The 21585-nt window shown below is 47.6% G+C and carries 18 protein-coding genes and 1 riboswitch; of the genes, 2 read left to right on the top strand and 16 right to left on the bottom strand.

Annotation, left to right across the window (positions count from 1 at the left end; genetic code table 11):
- Positions 1-32: 32 nt before the first annotated feature.
- From M1E06_RS06510 to zapA, 13 genes are all read right to left on the bottom strand, one after another.
- Positions 33-1262 (bottom strand): aspartate kinase, encoded by a 1230-nt coding sequence (locus M1E06_RS06510; protein ID WP_043054600.1) that lies wholly within the window; start codon positions 1260-1262, stop codon positions 33-35.
- A gap of 146 nt (positions 1263-1408) precedes the next feature.
- Positions 1409-1589: riboswitch (Lysine riboswitch) on the bottom strand.
- Between the two features lie 64 nt (positions 1590-1653).
- Positions 1654-3426 carry an excinuclease ABC subunit UvrC gene (gene uvrC, locus M1E06_RS06505; RefSeq protein WP_023855450.1) on the bottom strand — a complete coding sequence of 591 codons (1773 nt, stop codon included), beginning with the start codon at positions 3424-3426 and terminating at the stop codon, positions 1654-1656.
- A 145-nt stretch (positions 3427-3571) separates the two neighbouring features.
- Positions 3572-3886 carry a thioredoxin gene (gene trxA / locus M1E06_RS06500; protein WP_020452497.1) on the bottom strand — a complete coding sequence of 105 codons (315 nt, stop codon included), beginning with the start codon at positions 3884-3886 and terminating at the stop codon, positions 3572-3574.
- A 212-nt stretch (positions 3887-4098) separates the two neighbouring features.
- Positions 4099-5076, bottom strand: a complete 978-nt coding sequence (locus M1E06_RS06495) for an electron transfer flavoprotein subunit alpha/FixB family protein (protein ID WP_039072904.1) — start codon at positions 5074-5076, stop codon at positions 4099-4101.
- A gap of 49 nt (positions 5077-5125) precedes the next feature.
- On the bottom strand, positions 5126-5899 hold the full coding sequence (locus tag M1E06_RS06490) for an electron transfer flavoprotein subunit beta/FixA family protein (protein ID WP_020452499.1): 774 nt from the start codon (positions 5897-5899) through the stop codon (positions 5126-5128).
- A 31-nt stretch (positions 5900-5930) separates the two neighbouring features.
- Positions 5931-6707 (bottom strand): enoyl-CoA hydratase, encoded by a 777-nt coding sequence (locus M1E06_RS06485; RefSeq protein ID WP_020452500.1) that lies wholly within the window; start codon positions 6705-6707, stop codon positions 5931-5933.
- Between the two features lies 1 nt (position 6708).
- The gene (locus M1E06_RS06480; protein ID WP_020452501.1) at positions 6709-7311 is read right to left on the bottom strand and encodes a TetR/AcrR family transcriptional regulator; all 603 of its coding nucleotides are present in this window, start codon (positions 7309-7311) and stop codon (positions 6709-6711) included.
- A gap of 141 nt (positions 7312-7452) precedes the next feature.
- The gene (locus tag M1E06_RS06475) at positions 7453-9132 is read right to left on the bottom strand and encodes an AMP-binding protein (protein ID WP_023855453.1); all 1680 of its coding nucleotides are present in this window, start codon (positions 9130-9132) and stop codon (positions 7453-7455) included.
- Between the two features lie 207 nt (positions 9133-9339).
- The gene (locus M1E06_RS06470) at positions 9340-9744 is read right to left on the bottom strand and encodes a DUF350 domain-containing protein (RefSeq protein ID WP_003184198.1); all 405 of its coding nucleotides are present in this window, start codon (positions 9742-9744) and stop codon (positions 9340-9342) included.
- An 18-nt stretch (positions 9745-9762) separates the two neighbouring features.
- Positions 9763-12120, bottom strand: coding sequence for an endonuclease MutS2 (locus M1E06_RS06465; protein ID WP_023855454.1), 2358 nt, complete (start codon positions 12118-12120; stop codon positions 9763-9765).
- A 16-nt stretch (positions 12121-12136) separates the two neighbouring features.
- Positions 12137-13852: a DNA polymerase/3'-5' exonuclease PolX gene (polX, locus tag M1E06_RS06460; RefSeq protein WP_025811018.1), complete on the bottom strand. Its 1716-nt coding sequence runs from the start codon at positions 13850-13852 to the stop codon at positions 12137-12139.
- A 143-nt stretch (positions 13853-13995) separates the two neighbouring features.
- Entirely contained in the window at positions 13996-14532 is a 537-nt protein-coding gene (locus tag M1E06_RS06455; RefSeq protein ID WP_023855455.1) for a CvpA family protein, read from the bottom strand.
- Between the two features lie 8 nt (positions 14533-14540).
- Positions 14541-14798 (bottom strand): cell division protein ZapA, encoded by a 258-nt coding sequence (gene zapA, locus M1E06_RS06450; protein WP_020452506.1) that lies wholly within the window; start codon positions 14796-14798, stop codon positions 14541-14543.
- A gap of 151 nt (positions 14799-14949) precedes the next feature.
- Here zapA and rnhC point away from each other — a divergent pair, with 151 nt between their 5' ends.
- Positions 14950-15891, top strand: a complete 942-nt coding sequence (rnhC, locus tag M1E06_RS06445; protein ID WP_020452507.1) for a ribonuclease HIII — start codon at positions 14950-14952, stop codon at positions 15889-15891.
- A 537-nt stretch (positions 15892-16428) separates the two neighbouring features.
- Here rnhC and M1E06_RS06440 read toward each other — a convergent pair.
- Positions 16429-16656, bottom strand: a complete 228-nt coding sequence (locus tag M1E06_RS06440) for a hypothetical protein (protein WP_020452508.1) — start codon at positions 16654-16656, stop codon at positions 16429-16431.
- Positions 16657-17155: 499 nt separating this feature from the next.
- On the opposite strand from M1E06_RS06440, the gene M1E06_RS06435 reads away from it, so the two are divergent.
- Positions 17156-17956, top strand: coding sequence for a zinc-dependent metalloprotease (locus tag M1E06_RS06435; RefSeq protein ID WP_020452509.1), 801 nt, complete (start codon positions 17156-17158; stop codon positions 17954-17956).
- A gap of 81 nt (positions 17957-18037) precedes the next feature.
- Here the strand turns inward: M1E06_RS06435 and pheT are convergent, their stop codons facing one another.
- On the bottom strand, positions 18038-20452 hold the full coding sequence (gene pheT / locus M1E06_RS06430) for a phenylalanine--tRNA ligase subunit beta (protein ID WP_020452510.1): 2415 nt from the start codon (positions 20450-20452) through the stop codon (positions 18038-18040).
- Positions 20453-20467: 15 nt separating this feature from the next.
- On the bottom strand, positions 20468-21502 hold the full coding sequence (pheS, locus tag M1E06_RS06425; RefSeq protein WP_003184229.1) for a phenylalanine--tRNA ligase subunit alpha: 1035 nt from the start codon (positions 21500-21502) through the stop codon (positions 20468-20470).
- Positions 21503-21585 lie beyond the last annotated feature (83 nt).

Raw genomic sequence — 21585 nt, 5'->3', positions numbered from 1 at the left:
GCGGAGACTGCAAAAGTCCCGCCTTTTTCTTTTTAAATGACTGCTGTCTGCTTTGACAGTTCAAAAGCATCATGCAGCGCTTCAACGGCTTTCACCATATCGCCTTCGTTGACGACAGTCGAAACTTTGATTTCGGATGTGCTGACCATTTTGACCTGGATGTTTTTTTCCGCCAGCACAGCGAACATTTCCGCTGCTACTCCCGGGTTGGAGATCATGCCTGAACCGACGATCGAGACTTTGGCCAGCCTGTTTTCCGTTTCAATCTGTTCATAGTCGAGCGCGTCTTTGTATTCTTCGAGAACTTCGACCGTCCGTTTTAAGTCTTCCGTTTTCACGGAGAAAGAAATCGACGTTTGGCTTGTGCTTGTCACTGATTGAATGATGATGTCAACGTTGATGTTCTGTTTAGCGAGCGTTGTAAAAATCGTTGACAGCGTCGTCAAGCCGCTCGCCAGGCCGCATACGGTCACGCGTGTGATCTGATCTTCAAATGCAATGCCTCTTACGATTAAATTCTGTTCCATTGATGATTCCTCCTCGATTAATGTGCCGGCTTCTTTTTCGGTGCTTGAACGGACTTCCAAAGGTACCTGATAGTTTTTCGCGAACTCAACAGCTCTCGGGTGCAGGACGCCTGCTCCAAGATTGGCAAGCTCAAGCATTTCATCGTAGGAGATTCCGGCCAGCTTCCGCGCTGTTTTCACATAGCGGGGATCGGTTGTGAAAACCCCCGGTACATCGGTGTAAATGTCGCATTTATCGGCTTTCAGGGCAGCTGCGAGGGCAACGGCTGTCGTATCTGATCCGCCTCTGCCGAGCGTTGTGATTTCACCTTCCGCTGTCGTCCCCTGGAATCCGGCGACAACGGCGATTTTCCCTTCATTCAGACGCTCTTTCAGCTTGCCTGTATCAATGTTCGTAATTCTTGCGTTGCCGTGAATATTTTCGGTTTCGATGCCGGCCTGCCAGCCTGTATAGGAAACCGCATCATACCCCTTGTTCTGCAAAGCCATTGTCAACAGCGAAATTGTCACCTGTTCTCCTGTTGTCAGCAGCATATCCATTTCCCTGCTGCCCGGCTGCTCGGTAATTTCCTTAGCAAGCGCGACGAGGGAATCCGTCGATTTGCCCATCGCTGAAACGACGACGACAACATCATGACCGCGCTGTTTTTCTTCGATGACACGGTTTGCGACATTCAATATTTTTTCCACTGATCCTACTGAAGTTCCGCCAAATTTTTGGACGATGAGACCCATCAAATACCACCCTTTTTGTTTTCGTTCGTGCTTGTTTATGTATGAAGAGGAAAACTTGACCGGCGGGCTGTACGTTTTTTCGTACAAAAAAAGCAATGAGAGAAATTCCCTCATTGCTTTAACCAACAAAATGCCGATGATTTTAACAACGAGATAGCCCTCCAAGAAATGATTTCTTGACAGCCTTACATTTATTCAATGTAAAGCCAGCAGGAAAAACGAATGGATTTTTTCCCCGCTTCGGCGACGCTCCCCTTTCAGCTTTTTTCATCGGAATCCATCTTCCTCATCAAGCCTACTCTTGAAGTTCGCACCTCTATCTTCACCATATCACACGATCTTATTATGAAATTAGTACAAATTCTATCAGATTCTTTTTAAAAGTTCAACATTATTTTTTCAGAGCCTCTTCAATCAGCTGCGCCGTCTTCAGGGGGATGCCGAGCTTGCGGATATCTTCGGCGCTCGCTTCCTTCATTTTCTTAACGGAACCGAAATGTTTTAACAGCAGTTTTTTCCGCTGTTCGCCGACGCCCGGTATGCCGTCGAGCACCGATTGAAATGCGCTTTTTCCTCTGAGCTGCCTGTGGAAGCTGATCGCAAACCTGTGAACTTCATCCTGAATGCGCTGAAGCAGGTAAAATTCCTGGCTGTTCCGCTCAAGCTGGACGATCTCAAGGGGGTCGCCGATCAAAAGGTTGGAAGTTCTGTGTTTATCATCTTTCACCAGACCGGCAACAGGGACATCGAGCCCCAATTCATTTTCCAAAACGTCAAGGGCGGCAGACACCTGGCCTTTTCCGCCGTCGATCAATACTAAATCAGGCAGCGGCAGATTCTCTTTCAGCACCCTTGTATATCTTCTTCTGATGACTTCGCGCATTGACCCGTAGTCGTCAGGGCCTTCAACCGTCTTAATCTTATATTTGCGGTACTCTTTTTTATGCGGTTTTCCGTCGAGAAAGACGACCATCGCCGAAACGGGGTCCGTTCCTTGAATATTTGAATTATCAAACGCTTCAATTCGGTACGGCGTGTAGATGCCCAGTGCTTTGCCGAGCTTTTCAATCGCGCCGATCGTCCGCTCTTCGTCCCGTTCAATGAGCGAAAACTTCTCTTTCAAAGCGAGCTTTGCATTTTTATGGGCAAGGAGCAGCAGGTCTTTCTTCGCTCCCCTTTTCGGCTGGCGCACGTTCACGTCCAAAAGCTCCTCAATCATGTCCTTATCGACGCTGTCTGGAACTAAAATTTCCCTTGGGAGGAAATGGTTGTTTTTTGAGTAAAATTGCCCGATGAACGTCAAAAACTCCTCGTCTGCTTCCCTGTATAAAGGAAACATGCTGACATCTCTTTCAATCAATTTGCCCTGCCTGATAAAGAAGACCTGGACGCACATCCAGCCCTTGTCATACGAATAGGCAAATACATCGCGGTCAACCATGTCATTCAGCATCATTTTCTGTTTTTCCATCGTTGACTCGATATGGGCCATTTGATCGCGGAATTCTTTCGCCCGTTCGAACTGCAGGTTTTCCGAGGCTTCGAGCATTTTTGCTTCAAGTTCTTTCTTGACTTCATTGTATCCGCCCTTTAAAAAGCGGGTGATTTCTTCTGTGAGCTGTCGGTTTGTCTCCTCAGACACATCATATACGCATGGCGCCAGACATTGTCCGAGATGATAGTACAAACAGACGCGGTCCGGCAGTTTGGCGCACTTTCTGAGCGGATAGAGGCGGTCCAGCAGCTTTTTTGTTTCCCTCGCAGCCTGGACATTGGGATACGGCCCGAAATAGCGGCCTTTGTCTTTTTTGACCTTCCTCGTGACAATCAGCTTCGGATGCCGCTCGTTCGTGATTTTAATAAACGGGTAGCTTTTATCATCTTTCAGCATCACGTTATATTTCGGGTCGTACTTTTTGATTAAATTCATTTCAAGAATGAGCGCTTCGATGTTCGAGGAGGTGACAATGTATTCAAAATCTTCAATTTCACTGACAAGACGCTGTGTTTTGGCATCATGGGACCCGCTGAAATAGGAGCGGACCCTGTTTTTTAAGATTTTCGCTTTCCCGACGTAGATGACGGTATCCTGCCTGTCTTTCATCAAGTAGCAGCCAGGCTGATCCGGGAGAAGGGCCAGCTTTTCTTTGATTTTTTTGTTCATCAAAAATCCTTCCTTGTTTCGGCGTTTTTTCTTCATTTCAGTTTACCATGACCGACCGTACGTTCGCTACAATTGGAGAAGGAAGACGGGGCGTTGTAAGAAAAAAGCGATCCCTTTGGAATCGCCTTTTTCACAGGTTTCTATTTTACAAATGTTTGTTGACCAGTTCTTCAAGGGCTTCTTTCGGTTTAAAGCCGACAGATGTTTCAACCACTTCGCCGTCTTTTAGTATGAGGAGAGTCGGGATGCTCATCACGCCGTATTTGCCGGCAGTTTCTTGGTTTTCGTCAACATCGATTTTTACGATTTTCAGTTTGTCTCCCATTTCTTGATCAAGCTCTTCAAGTACCGGCGCGATCATTTTGCAAGGTCCGCACCAAGGAGCCCAGAAGTCGGCAAGAACTACGCCTTCACTTGTTTCAGATGAGAATGTTTGATCAGTTGCTTTTACGATAGCCATTCTTTCATTCCTCCAATTGTGAAATTATGCTTTTTAGTATAGCATCTCCCTTTGGTTCACGCTAACATAATGCTTGATTATACATTTCCCTATCTGCGCAGTTTTACACATCGGGATTTTAGCCTTTCTAAAAATGTCCTTATTCCATGTTATTTTGCAAAAGGCGGAAATGTGCCTATGTAAAAAGCCGGCCATTTCAGGCCGGCTTTTGATCAAGTACTGACGCTCAGCTTTTTAAATTCTTCCGTGAGCAGCGGAACGATTTCAAATAAGTCGCCGACGATCCCGTAGTCGGCAATTTTAAAGATGTCGGCTTCCGGATCTTTGTTGATGGCAACGATGATTTTGCTGTTTGACATCCCTGCGAGGTGCTGAATCGCTCCTGAAATGCCGCAGGCGATATATAAGTCTGGAGTTACGACTTTGCCGGTCTGGCCGATTTGAAGCGAATAGTCGCAGTAGTCTGCGTCACAGGCTCCCCTTGAAGCGCCGACCGCGCCGCCCAGTACGTCGGCAAGCTCCTGCAGCGGTTTAAAGCCTTCCTCGCTTTTGACGCCGCGGCCGCCGGCTACGATGATTTTCGCTTCAGACAAATCGACGCCTTCGGACGTTTTTTTGACAATGTCCTTGATAACCGTTCTGATGTCCCGAATATCCGCTTCGATGCTTTCGACCGCTCCCGTTCGCGTCTCATCTTTGTCGAGCGGGGCAATATTATTCGGTCTGATCGTTGCAAAAATCGTTTCATCTTCGGAAATGATCCGCTCAAACGCTTTGCCTGAGTAGATCGGTCTTGTAAACACGATGTTGCCGCCGGCTACTTCGACGTTGACGGCATCTGATATCAGCCCTGTTCCCATACGGGCTGCAAGCTTCGGCGACAAGTCTTTGCCCATTGACGTATGGCCGAAAATGATCACGTCCGGACTTTCGCGCTCAATGATCGGCATAAAGGCTTGAACATAGCCGTCAGACGTATAGTTTTTCAAGAGCGGGTTTTCGGCTGTAAGCACTCTGTCAGCGCCGTAATGGATCAGTTGTGCCGCATCGCTTGAAACGCTTTCACCGAAGAGAACACCGATCACCTCTCCCCCTTCGGCAACCGTTTTTCCTGCGGCTATCGCTTCGAATGTCACATTTCTCAACGAACCGTCCCTGAACTCTCCCAATACGATAACTTTTTTGCTCATGTCCATTTCCCCCTGTATTTTAATGACCGTGTTTTTGCTCCCTTCGGCTTCAAACGACCTTTGCTTCGCTTCTCAGCAGTGATACAAGGTCTGCCGCCTGCTGTTCCGGCTCCCCTTCAAGGATTTTCCCGGCTTCTTTTTTCGGAGGCAGGAACCGTTCGATCGTTTTTGTTTTGGCGGCCACGTCTTCCTCGTCGATGTCCAGATCATCAAGTTCAAGCTCCTCAAGAGGCTTTTTCTTCGCCTTCATGATTCCCGGAAGTGACGGATAACGCGGTTCGTTCAACCCCTGCTGTGCAGTCGCTACGATTGGAAGCGACGTTTGGATCACTTCAAGGTCACCCTCGGCGTCGCGTTCCGCTTCAACATCTCCGCCGTTTACCGTCAGCTTTGTAATCGTCGTGATACAAGGGATGCCGAGCAGCTCGGCCAAACGAGGCGCCACCTGTCCCGATCCCCCGTCGATCGCCACATTCCCGCCGAGTATCATGTCATACTCGCGGTCTTTCAAATAGTTGTATAGGATGGCTGACGCCGTATATTGGTCCGCTTCTTCCAGATCGTCTTCAATGTTGATCAAAACGGCTTTGTCGCACCCCATCGCCAGAGCCGTCCTGAGTTCTTTTTCAGCTTCTTCCTCGCCGACTGTGACAACCGTAATCTCACCGCCGTGCTTCTCCTTCAGCTGAAGCGCTTCTTCAATGGCGTACTCATCGTACGGGTTGATGATGAATTCCGCTCCATCCGTGCTGATTTCCCCTTGTTCAATCTGAATTTTCTCCTCTGTATCAAACGTGCGCTTCATTAAGACATAAATGTTCATGTTCTATTCATCCCCTTTGTTTTCACGTTTGTTATTTCCCTTTAAAATGCGGCTTCCGCTTTTCAAGAAATGCCTGAATCCCTTCCTTCGCATCCTCCGATTGGAACACTTCGCCGAAGTATTTTCCTTCCAGCTTGAGGCCGCCTTCATACGAATACACTTTGCTCGAATTCAGGAGTTCAATGACATAAGCCATCGTCTGCGGACTTTTTTCAGCGAATTTTCGCGCGAGCTCTTGTGCCTTTTGCAGCACTTCTTCTTCATTCGCCGCCAAAATCGTGACAAGGCCGTATTCAAAAGCTTCCTTGCCGGATATCGGCTCTGATGTCCCGATCATTTCAAGCGCTTTGGCGGTGCCCACATACTTCGGAAGGCGCTGCGTTCCCGCAAAGCCGGGAATGATTCCGAGATTCAGTTCGGGAAGGCCGAGCTTAGCGCTCTCCTCGGCAATCCGGATGTGGCATGCCATCGCAAGCTCCAGACCTCCTCCAAGAGCAGCTCCGTGAATCGCGGCGATCACGGGCTTTGGAAAAGATTCTACTTTTTCGAAAATCTGCTGGCCTTTATCAGCCAAATTTGCATAATCAGACCCGTCCATCAATGATGTAAACTCTTTAATGTCAGCGCCTGCCGAGAAAAATCTTCCTTCCCCGTGAATCACGACGCTTCTGACATCCTGACGTTCTGAAAGCTCCTCAAGACATGCGGAAAGGTCTTCAAGCACTTGCGTCGATAGCGCATTTGCCGGCGGGTGCTGAATCGTAATGGTTGCGATATAGTCGTCTACGGCGTATGTTAATGCTGCCATTTTATTTCTCCTCCTTCGTCTTTTGGCTGCCGAACCCATGGATCAGCAATTCATGAATGCTGTCTGCCAGCTTTGGCAGATCGTATTTTTGATCATTCATCACCCAGGTTGTAACCGTCTCATCCACCGTACCGAAAATCATCTGCTTCGCCAGGCGGACATCAAGCGTGCTCTTAAATTCTCCCGCTTCTTTTCCTTCGGTGATGATGTCTTCCAGGATCGTCAAGTACCCTTTGAGAATCTCATTGATTTTCAGCCTCAGCTCAAGATTCGACTGCCTCAGCTCAAGCTGGGTGACAATCGCGAGGTGGCGATCGCTGCTGAGCAGTTCAAAGTGCTTTTTGATGAACAGCGTGAGCTTTTCTGTCGCCGAATTTGTCACTTCCATTTCTTCGTTCATCTGCTCGATAAACTGTCCCATTTTCTCTTTGAATAGCGAGATGAGAATATCTTCTTTGTTTTTAAAATAAAGATAAATGGTGCCGTCCGCCACTCCGGCCTGCTTGGCGATTTTCGAAACCTGCGCCTGATGGTATCCGTTTTCTGCAATCACAATGACAGCTGCGTCGATAATCTGCATATACTTTGGTCTCTTTTGTTTCAATTGGCTTCGTTCCTTTCAAATTAATGAATGAATACTCATTCATGAGTTTATCGTAAATAAAAATGGACGCTTTGTCAAGAAGCTAAACTCAAATCGCACCACAAAAGCATGCCGTCAAAATCGACGGCAGACTTCGCTTTTTCAGACGCCGGTTTTTTCTTCTTGAACGAGCGCTCTTCTTAAAATCTTCCCGACTGCCGTTTTCGGCAGTTCGTCCCTGAACTCGTATACTTTCGGTACTTTATAAGGAGCCAGACGCGATCTGGCATATTCGTCCAATTCCTTCTCCGTTATTGTAACATGATCTTTCAGCACTATAAAAGCCTTAACCGTTTCTCCTCTGTATTCATCAGGGATGCCGGCAACAACCGCCTCCTGAACGGCTTCGTGCTCATAGAGCACCTCTTCGATTTCACGCGGGTAAATGTTGTATCCCCCGGCAATGATCACGTCTTTTTTGCGGTCGACAATATAAAAGAAGCCGTCTTTATCCATGTAGCCGATGTCCCCTGTAAAAAACCAGCCGTCCCTTAGACTTTGAGCGGTTTCTTCATCATTGTTCCAGTAGCCCTTCATCACCTGCGGTCCTTTGACGACGATTTCTCCATGCTCATAAGGTCCGAGAAAACCGCCGGTTTCTTCCGAATAGATAGCCGCGTCTGTACCAGGCCAAGGACAGCCGATACTGCCCGCTTTATTCAAATCCCAAATAAAATTGGCGTGAGTGACGGGCGAGGTTTCAGACATTCCGTAACCTTCGACAAGCCTTCCGCCCGTTACCTTTTCAAACTGCTGTTTGACTTCAACAGGAAGCGCTGCAGATCCGCTCAAACAGCTCTTAATTGACGACAGATCAAATTGGTGAAGATCAGGATGGTTCAACAGGGCAATATATATCGTCGGTGCCCCCGGAAATATCGTCGGCTTTTCTTTATCGATCGTTTTCAGCGCTGCGCGCGCGTCAAATCTCGGCAGCAGAATCATTTCATATCCCTGCCTGATCGTGAAATTCAAGACGGCCGTCATTCCGTAGACGTGAAAAAACGGGACGATCCCCAGCACCTTCTCCTCCCCTTTATTCAATTGATAAAACCAGGCATCGCACATCTCCATATTGGCTAGTATGTTGCGGTGGCTGAGCATGACGCCTTTTGGCGTGCCTGTCGTGCCTCCGGTATACTGCAGGACGGCAATGTCGTGGGCCGGATCGATTTCAATCCCCGGCGGACCGCTTGGAACGGGGCGTTTCATGATGGTTCGGAAGAGGTGTGTCGTCTCATTTTCATTGATCTCAACCGACATTTGATTCTCTTTTTTTTGCACGATTGGGTACAGCAGATTTTTAGGGAAAGGCAGGTAATCTTTTATGCTTGTCGCAATGATGTGCCGGATATTTGACAGCGCTTTCATTTTATATGCTGCCGGGTACAGCATGTCAAGCGTAATGATGATGGTTGCCCCGCTGTCATGAAGCAGATGTTCAAGCTCCCTTTCCGTATACAGCGGATTTGTCTGGACGACGATGCCGCCGGAGAAAAGAACGCCGTAATACGCGATAACCGCCTGCGGGCAGTTCGGCAGCATGATCGAGACTCTGTCTCCTTTTTGAATGCCGAGTGACAGCAGGTAATCTGCCATTTTTAAAGCGTCCTCATAAACTTGCCGGTACGAACATTTTTTTCCGAGAAAATGAATCGCTGTTTTTTCAGAAAACTGTTGGGCGGATTGTTGCAGGATGGAATGGAGTGTTTGATCTTCAAATTGCAGCTCGTGAGGAATTTGTTCGGGATAATGACGCAGCCACGGTTTTTCAGTCGGCATAAGCTCCCCCCTTTTAAACAATATATTCTTGATTTCAGTATATCAAAACAATATTCAGAAAGTAATGATATTTTTTCTTTTTAAAAAGGCGCCCTTTTAAAGGACACCTTTTTCAAGCATAAAAGATCATATAAATCAGGCCGATAACCACAAATACCCCAGCTGTGAAAAACAGGACTTTCGCTAATTTCTCCATGTTGATCCCCTTTAGATACCCGAAGCCACGACAAATGACAGGCCGACTGAAATAACGAATGAAATGAAGCCGACTGCGCGGTTGTCGTTTTCAATCTCCTTGTCAATTTTAAAGCGCGGCGTCAGAAATTCAAAAATGAAGTAGCCGATCAAAAGCAGGATAAAACCGAACAGCCCCCACCCCATCATTTGCAGCAGGGAATTATGCTGGCTGATCGATTTTTGCAGCACGTTGGCGATGCCTAAAATTTTTCCGCCTGTTGCCATCGCGACCGCCATGTTTCCTTTTTGAATCTCCTCCCAATTTTTATAGGTGGTGACGAGTTCAAACACAGATAAAAATATCACAAGACACAAAACGGAAACGCTGTAGTACGCGGCAATTTCCACAAGGTTGTTCTCCCAAAACTCTTTCATCCTTCTAGACTCCCTTTTTTATTTTAATTCGACAATGGTGACGCCTGATCCTCCCTCTCCCGCTTCGCCGAACCGGGAGTTTTTCACATTGCGGTGGGATTTCAAGAGGTCCTGAACGCCTTTTCGGAGGGCGCCGGTTCCTTTTCCGTGGATGATCGAGACTCTTGGATAGCCCGCAAGCACCGCATCATCCAAGTATTTTTCAACCCGGTGAAGCGCATTTTCATACCGCTCCCCTCTAAGGTCGAGTTCGAGCGAGACGTGATAATCTTTTCCTTTGACGGCGGCGATCGTTTTTTGTTTTTCGGGTTCAGGTGCCGATTTCAGGAATTCCAGATCCTTTTCCTTAACCTTCATTTTCAGAATGCCGATTTGAACATTCCATTCGGCCGCACCCGTTTTTTCGAGCAGCGTCCCTTTTTGACCAAAGGTTAAAACCTTGACTTCATCGCCCGGTTTTAATTCGCGCTTGTCCGTTTTTTTCTGAGCCGGCTTTTTCGCTTTTTCAAACGAAGGCACCGCTTCTTCAAGGCGTTTTTTCGCCTCGATCAGCTCATGGTCTTTAAATGCTTTATGGTCTTCCTTGATCATGCGGAGCGACTGGATGATCTCGTCTGCTTCTTTCATCGCTTCTTTGACTTTTTCAGCCGCTTTTTGCTCCGCTTCTTCATAGAGCCTTTCTTTTTTCTCCTGCCATTCGCTGATCTGCTGCTGGAGGTCGCGGTGAAGGGCTTCAGCCTCGGCGCGGATGGCTTCTGTCTCGTTCAGCTCCGCCTCGGCGCGCTTTTTGCTGTCTTCCAGCGATGCGATCATCGTATCAACTTCATTATGCTCGGCCGTCATCTCCGCTTTTGCGCGGCCGATCAGGTAATCAGGCAGCCCGAGTCGCTTCGAAATTTCGAACGCATTGCTTCGGCCGGGCACTCCGATTAACAGCTTGTAGGTCGGCGACAGTGTATCGATATCAAATTCGACGCTTGCATTAATGACATTTTCGCGATTGTAGCCGTATGCCTTCAGCTCAGGGTAATGAGTCGTGGCAATGACGCGCGCGCCAGTCTGGCACACCTCATCAAGGATGCTGATCGCAAGGGCCGCGCCTTCCTGCGGGTCTGTCCCGGCGCCGAGCTCGTCAAAAAGCACAAGGCTGTTTTCCGTCATGTCTTTCAAAATATCGACGATGTTGACCATATGTGACGAGAACGTACTTAAGCTTTGTTCGATTGACTGTTCATCGCCGATATCGGCAAATACTTGATCAAATATGGCGGTTTCTGATCCTTCTTCCGCTGGTACGTGCAATCCCGACTGCGCCATAATGGTCAAAAGCCCGAGCGTTTTAAGCGTCACCGTTTTACCGCCCGTGTTCGGGCCCGTGATGACAATTGTCGTATACTCTCCGCCGAGCTCAATATCATTCGGAACGACTTCATCCAGGGGCAAAAGCGGGTGGCGGGCTTGAATCAGGCGGACATAGCCGTCAGCATTGACAGCCGGTTTAACCGCTTTTGTCGCTTTGGCGTATTTTGCTTTTGCAAAAATAAAGTCCAGCGTCTGAAGCACTTTGACATCGTGAAAGAGTTCATTTGTGTGCTCTGCCGTCTTTTCTGTCAGGACGCGCAAAATCCGTTCAATCTCCTGTTTTTCGTTTACTTTCGCCTGGCGAAGCGCATTGTTCATATCGACAATCGCCTGAGGCTCGATAAACAATGTCGCGCCGGAAGACGACTGATCGTGCACGATTCCTCCGTAGCTTGATCTGTACTCCTGTTTGACAGGGATAACGAAGCGGTCGTTGCGAATTGTGATGATCGTATCCGACAGCATTTTTTGCGCAGATGAAGAACGCAACATTGATTCCAGCCGGTCCCTGATTCTTGATTCAAGCGTCCGCAGTTGCGTCCTGATTCCCCTTAACGTCTCAGATGCATGGTCTAGCACTTCTCCATGATCATCGATGCACGAATTGATGTCTCTTTCCAATTCGGAAAGCGGAATGAGCTTTTCTGCATATTGGTGAAGACAAGGAATCTCAACCCCGTCTTCGAACAGGCCTTCGAGAAAATGCTTCATCTGTTTTGCTGCGTATAGCAGACCCGATATTTCGGTCAATTCCGCCGGGCTTAAAATGCTGCCGATTTCCGCCCTTCTTAACGCTTTTCTAATGTCGGTAAGGCCTCCGAAAGGGGCGTTTCCTTTTAAACGCAGGACGGTTCCTGCTTCATCGACTTCTTCCTGCAGCTTTTTGACTTCTTCGAGCGAACGGGAAGGTTTGAGTTCCAAAAGCATTTCCTTCCCTAAAGAAGATGCCGCATGCTCTGTGAGCTGTTCTTTTACTTTATGAAATTCAAGTGCTGATAGCGCTTTTTGCTGCAACGTCCATTAAACCTCCTTAAGATCGATGGCGCGACAAAAATGCCTGGACTTCTTCAAAGGAGCGGGTATTTAATACATTGGCCTTTGGCGTCCATCCTTTTCTCGCTGCCGTAACGCCCGTTTTCATATCGTCAAGCATCGCTGTGTTGTGGGCATCCGTATTAATAACGAGTGTCACTCCGGCAGCATTCGCTTTCATCAAGTGTTCCATCCTGAGATCGAGCCGCGCTGGATTTGCGTTCAGTTCCAAGGCGGTATTCGTTTTCTTCGCAAGCTCGATCAGCTGGTCAATATCGACTTCATAACCCGCCCTTCTTCCGATCAGACGGCCGGTCGGATGAGCGATAATGTCAACGTGCTGATTCATCAGTGCGGTTTCAAGCCGCTTCATGATGACATGCTGCGGCTGTGAAAAGCTTGAATGGATCGAAGCAATGACAAGGTCCATTTCCGCCAGCAGCTCATCGTCATAATCTAGCGTTCCGTCAGGCAGGATGTCCATTTCCACGCCTTTAAAAATATGAAAATCGGTCAATTCCTTATTCAGTTCATCAATTTCCTTCGCCTGCATGCGCAGGCGCTCAGGCGTCAAACCGCCTGCCACTTTTAAATACTGGGAATGGTCTGTGATCGCCATATAGCGGTACCCTTTTGCCATGCAGGCTTCCGCCATTTCCCTGATCGAAAAAGCACCGTCGCTCCAAGCCGAGTGCATATGAAGGTCTCCTTGAATATCCTCGGCGGAAACGAGTCCGATGTCATCGCGGTAGTCCTCAACTTCTCTTCCTGTCTCCCGCAGTTCGGGCGGAATAAACGGAAGCCCGAAATGGGCGAAAAACTCTTGTTCGCTTGAGAAGGTTTTAATTTCTCCAGTTTCAACGGTTTCGACGCCGTATTCACTGATTCTTTCGCCTTTTTCTTTGGCAAGCTGGCGCATTTTGATATTGTGGTCTTTTGATCCGGTAAAATGATGGAGCGTCGTTGGGAACTGTTCCTCCGTCACCAGCCGGAAATCCGCACTGATTTCGTATTCAAACGCAAATGTGAGAGACACTTTCGTATCTCCTGCGGCAATGACCTCCTTGATGTTCGAAAGCTTTAAGAGTCCTTCCCGGACCAGTTCCGGATCAGTGACAGCCATAATGTAATCGAGGTCTTTCACCGTTTCTTTGGCACGGCGCAGGCTTCCAGCCCGCGAAAACTTGATGAGGCCCTGGAGCCCTTCAAGCTGTTCTTCGATGATGCCGGCGACAGCCAAAGCGACCGCGATCGGGTACCGTTCAGGGCGTTTCCCCGCTTCACCTAAAGCCTGCAGGATTTTTTCTTCCGTTTTTTTGCCGAATCCGGCAAGCCCCTGAACCTTTTGCTGTTCGCATGCCTCTTTTAAAGACGCCGCATCACAGACGCCGAGCTCCTGATACAGCTTGGCGATTTTTTTGCCGCCGAGGCCCGGCAGCTTCAAAAGCGGGACAAGTCCTTCCGGAACCTCTTCCTTTAATCGTTCCAGCGTACCGGACGCTCCCGTGTCCATATATTCCTTGATGACGGCATACGTGCCTTTGCCGATCCCTGACAGGGACATCATATCATCGATTTCCGAGAGGCTCCGGTCGTCTTGTTCAAGAGCTGCCGCAGCCTTTCTGAAAGCGGAGATCTTAAACGGGTTATCCCCTTTTAGTTCCATATATATCGCAATCGTTTCAAGCAATTTGATGATATCTTTTTTATGCATGCTGTTCACCTCTTGTTTCCCCTCGTTCATCCTGCTTCAATCATACAAATTTTTGGCTGATCCTACAACAAACAGGCCTATTCGACAGTTTTCGGGGTTCTCAAGAGCCCCGAAAAAAAACTTCCCTACAAACAGAGAAGTTTTTACAAAGATCCGTACTGATGCAGCAGATTGTTTAACATGTTTGATAAAAACGGTGTTTTATGAATGATCAAATCAGCCATCACCGAACCGGCCATCATGTTTTGCAGAACATCGATCGGCAGAAGCGTTCCGATGAACAGAACGACAAACACGAACAGATAGATTTCCGCAAAACCGAGCACGGCTCCAAGTACTTGGTTGATCTGTTTGAGAACCGGTATGCTTGCAACGGCATCCAGAAACGATGCGGCAATTCTCAAAAGGATAATCGTCAGGAAAAAGAGAATCAAAAACGCAATCATATTGTAATAAGCGCCTTCAAGGCTTCCGTTTACAAACGCCAGCGCAGACTGGCCGCCCGTAAAGTCGGGAGACGGAATCCAGCCGAGCTTAGGTGCAAGGTCGCCGTAATAGGTTGCGGCCACAGCGATCGCTGCGATAAACGTAACCAAACGGATAAACTGGCGGATAAACCCTCTTTTGAGTCCAATAAACAAACCGGACAAAAGCAAAATGATAATGATGATATCTAGCATCGTGATGTTCAATCCTTTTCTTTAATTTGTCCTTTTAATCTCTCAAGCTCTTCCTTCAGCTTCAAATAATCGTGAACCACATTTACAGCCGTCAAAACGGCCAGTTTATTTATATCAAGATACGGATTTTTTTCGTTGATTTCTCTCATTTTATCATCCACAATCGAGGCAACGTGCCTCATATGGCTCTTGCTCTCATCGCCGATAATTGTGAATTGCTGACCGTAGATGTCAACTGTTGTTTTCGTTTTTTGACCATCAGACAACGTTTCTCCTCCATTCCAATTATGCGAGAATCCTAGTCTATATCATAACATGTTTAGAGATTGAATGGAAAGACGAGCCCTCCGCTGTTATGATACACTTATAAAAACAATGATTTAGCCTGTTTAAGCAGCTAATAAAGGAGATTAGAACGTGTCACATTCTGTTTTAAAAGTTCCCCCGTCTGTTATTGAACGGATGCAAAGCCACTACGGGCCTCACATGACTTCCCTTTCCGTACAGGGCGCGGTTTTCCAGGCCAAACCACAGGGCTGCACCATTACAGCATACCGGTCGGGGAAGGTGCTGTTCCAAGGAAAAAACGCGGAAAAGGAAGCGGAGCGCTGGACGGCGGATGCTGAAACACCGGCTGCCAAAAAGCCCGCATCCAAAAAAAGCATCCCGTCCGTCTATCAGCCGCCTGAAGGCATCGGTTCCATGTCTGTGATCGGCTCCGATGAAGTCGGGACAGGCGATTATTTCGGTCCGATCACCGTCGCGTGCGTATACGCTGACAAGGTAAAGCTGCCGCTGTTAAAGGAACTCGGTGTTAAAGATTCAAAAAACTTAAAAGATCCGCAAATCGTTCAGATCGCGCGCGACTTAATCAAGACAGTTCCTTACAGCCTGCTCGTCTTGAGAAATGAAAAGTATAATGAAATGCAGGAAAAAGGGATGAGCCAGGGAAAAATGAAGGCCCTTCTCCACAACCAGGCGATCGGCAACCTTCTCAAAAAATTGGACGGAACCCGGCCTGAAGCGATTTTAATTGACCAGTTCGCAGAACCTGCCGTCTATTTTAAACACCTGGCCGGCAAAAACGCCATCAAAGAACGTACATATTTCAGCACAAAAGCGGAAGGCATCCATCTTTCAGTTGCAGCGGCTTCGATCATCGCACGCTATTCATTTTTAATGGAGATGGATAAGCTTTCGAAAGAAGCCGGGATGACGCTCCCGAAAGGAGCGGGTCCGCTCGTCGATGAAGCGGCGGCAAAGCTGATCAAGAAACACGGCGAAGCAGCGCTCGGTCATTTCACGAAACGCCATTTTGCGAACACACAGAAAGCGGTGCGCCTGGCGTCGAAAAACTGAATACACCAAAAAGCGGGAACTCCTGACTATCAGGGTTCCCAGCTGTTTTAGCAGGAAGCTCGAGAGACCAATTCACGGAGTTCCAAGGAGTATTTCCGCTTGTGGCTATATCCCGCATTCATCCCGGCTCTTCGCAATGAAACTTACGAATTCTTTCTTCGATCCATTCACAGTAAATATTTGAAACGGAATCGTGTATTGTCTTGACAGGACGTAATGAACTTCATGCTCTTACCATCATTCATTTTATCTCCTGATTAATATAATGAGATGAGGCTTTTCTTAATCATGATATGTTCTTAGTTATATTAGAATCACGGAAATCTTCCACATATATATGGATGCGCTTATCCTACGGGAAAGGGCCTATGAGCCCGACAAGATTAGGGAGGAAGATGAAGAGGCTGCAAACATTGCGTGCTGAGATTATGGCCTATTGGCATCCCGGCATTATAATCAAGTAAAAAGCAGACCCGTCGGCCTGCTTTTTTATGTATACTGTTCTGCCTCGGATTCTCATTATCGATTGGAATGAATTTAATATCCGGCAGAAGCCATTCCTAATACAACACCAAATAAACCACAAGCGATAGCTGCGATCATCATGATTGTCCCGTGTTGGACTTTCCCATTACTTCTTACTAGATATCCAAAAATAACTCCTCCTGCACCAAATAAAATTGGAAAAAGCAGTAGTGATATACCGGTACATATCCAGCCTAAAATGATAAATGTTTGAGTACTGTTGCTCGGGTTTTTTGTCATAGTACCAATCCTTTCTGAATGGTTATTTTGAACTATTAATGATTTTATACTAAAAAAAAGAAATATGAAATAGTTTTTTCCAGCGGGCCAGAGGAATGTGACTTGGTTAACATTTATTGAGAGAAGAAATTAGGTACAAAATAAGGTTATAGAGGCGGACGGCTTGTCTATTTATGCGAAACAGCCAAGCAGTGCCTTTCTCTTGCTTCTATTCCCGCAGGCAATTCAAAACTCAGCAATCTTAGCTGAATTTCGATCATTTTCGCTAGAGAATATTACGATTTATCAGAATATTAGCAAACAAAAGGCCTATAGTTCTGTTTAAAAATCACTGTCAAATGGCAGATTTCTTGTCTGATTTTAACGAACTTTGTAGTTACATTGAAAGGTTTGTCATAAGAACCTATGTATATTTTCCTCTTTTTGGATAGAAAGAAGGGATTTCTAGTTAACTAGACGAATCTTTAGTCTGTTAAAAACTAAGGAGGAAATTTTTCAAATGAAAAAACGGTCTTTATTCTTTACTTTATTGCTTTCTGCAAGTTTAATACCTGGGGCGGCCGGAGTCGCGGAAACGGGCGGTCATAAGCATACTCATGAAGCAAAAGGGATTTATAAGGAAGCATTGCCTAAACCTAAGGAAGGTTATAAAGATTTAACAGGCAAAGTTCACATTGAAAAAACAACGAAAACAAAAGTGCTGGATGAGAAAGGAAATGAAACGAGTACGATCACATTTAAAAAGAATGTAAACAACGGTAAATTTTCGACTCAGGCAAGCACGGGCAAGCAAAAGATAAGTGTCCTCGCGGTGGCTGATAAGCAGTACCGGCAGAAACACAAAGACTGGAAAACGAGAATCGTCAACATCGTTGAAGAGGCGGACGAAATGTTTAACCGCGACCACGATATTGATTTTGTCGTGGAAGCTGTTGCCCCATGGAGTTCTTCCGGAAGCAATGCCTCTGACATTCTTGACAACCTGGCGGACAAATTCGAAGGACGGCCTTATAAATTCGTAGCCGGCTTTACAGCCAACGACAATTTTGAAGCGGGCGGCATCGCTTTTCAATACCCTGTTAAACCGGACGGTCCTGCTTTCAGCGTCACGTTCGACCTGGGAACGGAAAATACGGCAAAAGCACAAAGACACGAATTTTCCCATAATTTCGGGGTGGAGCATGATCCGCAAGGAAGCGGCATCCGTTGCATTATGAACTACGATTACGCATACACCGTCGATGTCTGGGATGCGGAACACAACAGCCTGATCGAGAAAAATAAAGTTTGGTATCAATAGTTATAAAAAGGCGTCTCCGCATAAAGCGGAGACGCCTTTTTTGTACTGCAGCCGGGCAGCCTCAATTGGGCTGGGAACCGGTTATCCTCTCAATACAGCCTGATACGCATCCTCCAGTGCTTTCAGCACTTGGTCGTGGACTTTTGTCACTTCTTCTTCTGTCAATGTCTGTTCAGGATTCAAATATTGCAGGCTGAAGGCGACAGATTTCTTGCCTTCTTCCATGTGCTCGCCTTCGTAGACGTCAAAGACATGGACTTCTTTCAGCCATTTGCCGCCTGCTGTTTTGATGACGTCCTCAAGCTGACCGGCCGCTGTTTCTTTATTCACAACAAGCGCGATATCCCGGGTAACAGAAGGATACTTTGGAATTGGTGTATACGTGATCTCCGGTACATCCAATCGAAGGAGCTCGTGCAGGTCCAGTTCAAACACATACGTGTCGCTCAGATCCAGCTCTTTTTCAACTGACGGATGCAGCTGGCCGATGAAGCCGACTAATGAGCCGTTATGCAAAATATTGGCCGTCCGCCCAGGATGAAGCTCTTTTCTTTCAGATTGAGCGAATTCGATGCCTTCCGTGATGCCGAGCTTTTCCAACAGACCCTCGACGATGCCTTTTACGACGAAGAAATCAACCGGCTTTTTCTCGCCCTGCCAGAGGTTTTTGTGCCACAGGCCTGTCACGGCTCCGGCGACGTGTTCTTTTTCGATCGGTTTCGTATGTTCTTCAGCTTTCAAGAAAACTGAACCGACCTCATAAAAAGCTACAGAATCTGACTGCCGGGCCAGGTTGTATGCGACCGAATCAAGCAGATTAGGAAGCAGACTGTGCCTCAGCACGCTTCTTTCCTCGCTCATCGGCAGCGAAAGGATCGTTTTAAACGATTTTTCCAATGCGTAAGCCGTTGCTTTTTTATCGTTTGTTAATGAGTATGTGATCGCCTGGGAAAGGCCTGCTCCTTCCAGAAAGCGTCTTACTTTTCTGCGCTTGTCCTGATAAGGTGTCAGTCCGCCCGCAAAGCCTGTTACTTCCGGCAGTGTCGACGGAATGTTGTCATATCCATACAGTCTTGCGACCTCTTCGATCAAATCTTCTTCAATCGCAATATCGCCTCTTCTTGACGGAACCGTCACGACCAGTTCCCGTTCAGCGTCTTCAACGGCAAAGCCGAGCCTTTCAAAAATGTTGACCATTTCTTCTTTGCTGATGGACATGCCGAGAACCTTCGTCACTTTATCAACAGAAAGGCGGATGACATTCTCTTTGATATCAAGGTGGTTTTCTTCAACCGTACCTTCTAAGACGGTTCCTCCGGCATACCGACTGATCAAATCTGCCGCGCGTTCTGCAGCGAGGCGCACCCGTGCAGGATCGATGCCTTTTTCAAAGCGGACACTTGATTCGCTGCGAAGACCGAGATCCTTTGATGCTTTGCGAACGGTCTGACCGTTAAAATACGCGGCCTCAAGCAGCACTGTCGCCGTATCTTCGCGGACTTCGGAGTCCGCTCCGCCCATTACGCCTGCGACTGCCTGCGGAAGAGAACCGTTTGTGATGACAAGATGCTCAAGCGTCAATGTTCTTTCTTGTTCATCAAGCGTCGTTATCGTTTCATTTTCGTACGCTTTGCGGATGACGACCTCTTTTGAGCCAAAGCGGTCATAGTCAAACGCGTGCAGCGGCTGACCGTATTCGAGCAGAACAAAGTTCGTAATATCGACGACATTGTTGTGCGGTCTGATGCCGGCATTGATCAGCTTCGTCTGCATCCAAAGCGGCGACGGGCCGATTTTGACGTTTTTAATGATTTTTGCCGCGTACAAAGGATTGGCTTCTGTATCTTCAATTTTGACGGAAATATAGTCCGCCGCTTTTTCGGCGCCTGCCTGATAAGCCGTCTCAGGAAGCTTGACTTCGCGGCCGAGAATCGCAGCCACTTCATAGGCAACGCCGAGCATGTTCATGGCGTCGGCGCGGTTTGGCGTCAGTCCCAGTTCAAGAACCGCATCGTCGAGCGCCAGGCTTTGAAGGGCGTCCGCACCGGTTTCTGCATCGCCCGGGAAGACGAAGATGCCTTCCGCATATTCTTTCGGCACAAGCTTGCCTTGAATGCCAAGCTCCTGCAAAGAGCAGATCATGCCGTTAGACACTTCCCCGCGAAGCTTCGCTTTTTTGATTTTAAAATTGCCGGGCAATACCGCACCAACCGTGGCGACGGCTACTTTTTGCCCTCTGTCCACGTTCGGAGCCCCGCAGATGATCTGGACAGGCTCTTCTTCGCCGATATCGACGAGGCATTTATTCAACTTGTCGGCGTTCGGATGCTGTTCGCGCTCCAGCACATGTCCGATGACAACGCCTTTCATTCCTTCTCCCTTATATTCGATGCCTTCCACTTCAATTCCGCTTCTCGTAATCTTTTCAGCGAGAATCTCGGGAGTCATCCCATCTAAATCCACGTATTCCTGCAGCCATTTATATGAAACAAACATCACGCGTCCTCCTCTTTAAGCCTGTTTAAATTGAGATAAAAATCTGACATCGTTCGTATAGAAATGACGAATGTCGTCAATGCCGTATTTCAGCATCGCGATCCGTTCAACACCCATTCCAAATGCAAATCCCTGATATTGTTTGGAATCGAATCCGGCCATTTCGAGCACGTTCGGATGCACCATTCCAGCGCCGAGAATTTCGATCCAGCCCGTTTGTTTACAAACGGAGCAGCCTTTGCCTCCGCATTTAAAGCAGGAAACATCGACTTCGACAGACGGCTCTGTAAACGGGAAGAAGCTTGGACGCAGTCTGATTTCGCGCTCTTCGCCGAACATCTTTTTCGCGACCGTTTCAAGCGTTCCTTTTAAGTCGCTCATGCTGATATCGCGGTCAACGCAGAGCCCTTCAATCTGCATAAACTGATGGGAGTGTGTCGCATCATCGTTGTCGCGGCGGTATACTTTGCCGGGGCAGATGATTTTGACAGGGCCTTTGCCTTTATGCTTTTCCATCGTGCGCGTCTGGACGGGAGACGTCTGCGTTCTCATCAGCGTATCTTCCGTAATATAAAAGCTGTCTTGCATATCGCGGGCCGGATGCTCTTTCGGAAGGTTGAGCGCTTCGAAGTTATAGTAGTCGGTTTCTACTTCAGGACCCTCTTCCACCGAATATCCCATGCTGATAAACAAGTCTTCGATTTCTTCAATAACGATCGTCAGCGGATGCCTCGCTCCTGTTTTTACAGGGCTTCCCGGAAGCGTCACGTCAATCGTCTGTTCTTTCAGCTTCCTTTTCACCTCTTCTTCCTCTAGGCGGGCATTTTTTTCGGCAATCGCCGCGGCGATTTTTTCTCTTACTTCGTTCGCCAAGGCGCCCATTTTCGGCCTTTCTTCAGCGGACAGCTTTCCCATTCCCCGAAGCACTTCCGTGATCGGTCCCTTTTTTCCCAGGTACGCAACGCGGACATCGTTGACTTCTTTTAATGAACCAGCGGCTTCCACTTTTTCAACCGCTTCTTTCTCAAGCCGTTTCAGCTCTTCCTGCATCTTAAAAACTCCTCCTTTTATGTAGCAACCTGTTATTTTAGGCAATAAAAAAAGCCCCTTTCATAATGAAAGGGACGAATCGT

Source organism: Bacillus sp. AK124, assembly GCF_053903085.1.
Note: the sequence above shows the minus strand (reverse complement) of the source record. Positions and strands in the feature narration are given on the sequence as shown.

Excerpts from the sequence above, each read along its gene's own strand:
- M1E06_RS06510 (WP_043054600.1), bottom strand. The coding sequence starts at position 1,262 with ATGGGTCTCATCGTCCAAAAATTTGGCGGAACTTCAGTAGGATCAGTG.
- uvrC (WP_023855450.1), bottom strand. The coding sequence starts at position 3,426 with ATGAACAAAAAAATCAAAGAAAAGCTGGCCCTTCTCCCGGATCAGCCT.
- trxA (WP_020452497.1), bottom strand. The coding sequence starts at position 3,886 with ATGGCTATCGTAAAAGCAACTGATCAAACATTCTCATCTGAAACAAGT.
- M1E06_RS06495 (WP_039072904.1), bottom strand. The coding sequence starts at position 5,076 with ATGAGCAAAAAAGTTATCGTATTGGGAGAGTTCAGGGACGGTTCGTTG.
- M1E06_RS06490 (WP_020452499.1), bottom strand. The coding sequence starts at position 5,899 with ATGAACATTTATGTCTTAATGAAGCGCACGTTTGATACAGAGGAGAAA.
- M1E06_RS06485 (WP_020452500.1), bottom strand. The coding sequence starts at position 6,707 with ATGGCAGCATTAACATACGCCGTAGACGACTATATCGCAACCATTACG.
- M1E06_RS06475 (WP_023855453.1), bottom strand. The coding sequence starts at position 9,132 with ATGCCGACTGAAAAACCGTGGCTGCGTCATTATCCCGAACAAATTCCT.
- M1E06_RS06470 (WP_003184198.1), bottom strand. The coding sequence starts at position 9,744 with ATGAAAGAGTTTTGGGAGAACAACCTTGTGGAAATTGCCGCGTACTAC.
- polX (WP_025811018.1), bottom strand. The coding sequence starts at position 13,852 with ATGCATAAAAAAGATATCATCAAATTGCTTGAAACGATTGCGATATAT.
- M1E06_RS06455 (WP_023855455.1), bottom strand. The coding sequence starts at position 14,532 with ATGCTAGATATCATCATTATCATTTTGCTTTTGTCCGGTTTGTTTATT.
- M1E06_RS06440 (WP_020452508.1), bottom strand. The coding sequence starts at position 16,656 with ATGACAAAAAACCCGAGCAACAGTACTCAAACATTTATCATTTTAGGC.
- M1E06_RS06435 (WP_020452509.1), top strand. The coding sequence starts at position 17,156 with ATGAAAAAACGGTCTTTATTCTTTACTTTATTGCTTTCTGCAAGTTTA.
- pheT (WP_020452510.1), bottom strand. The coding sequence starts at position 20,452 with ATGTTTGTTTCATATAAATGGCTGCAGGAATACGTGGATTTAGATGGG.
- pheS (WP_003184229.1), bottom strand. The coding sequence starts at position 21,502 with ATGCAGGAAGAGCTGAAACGGCTTGAGAAAGAAGCGGTTGAAAAAGTG.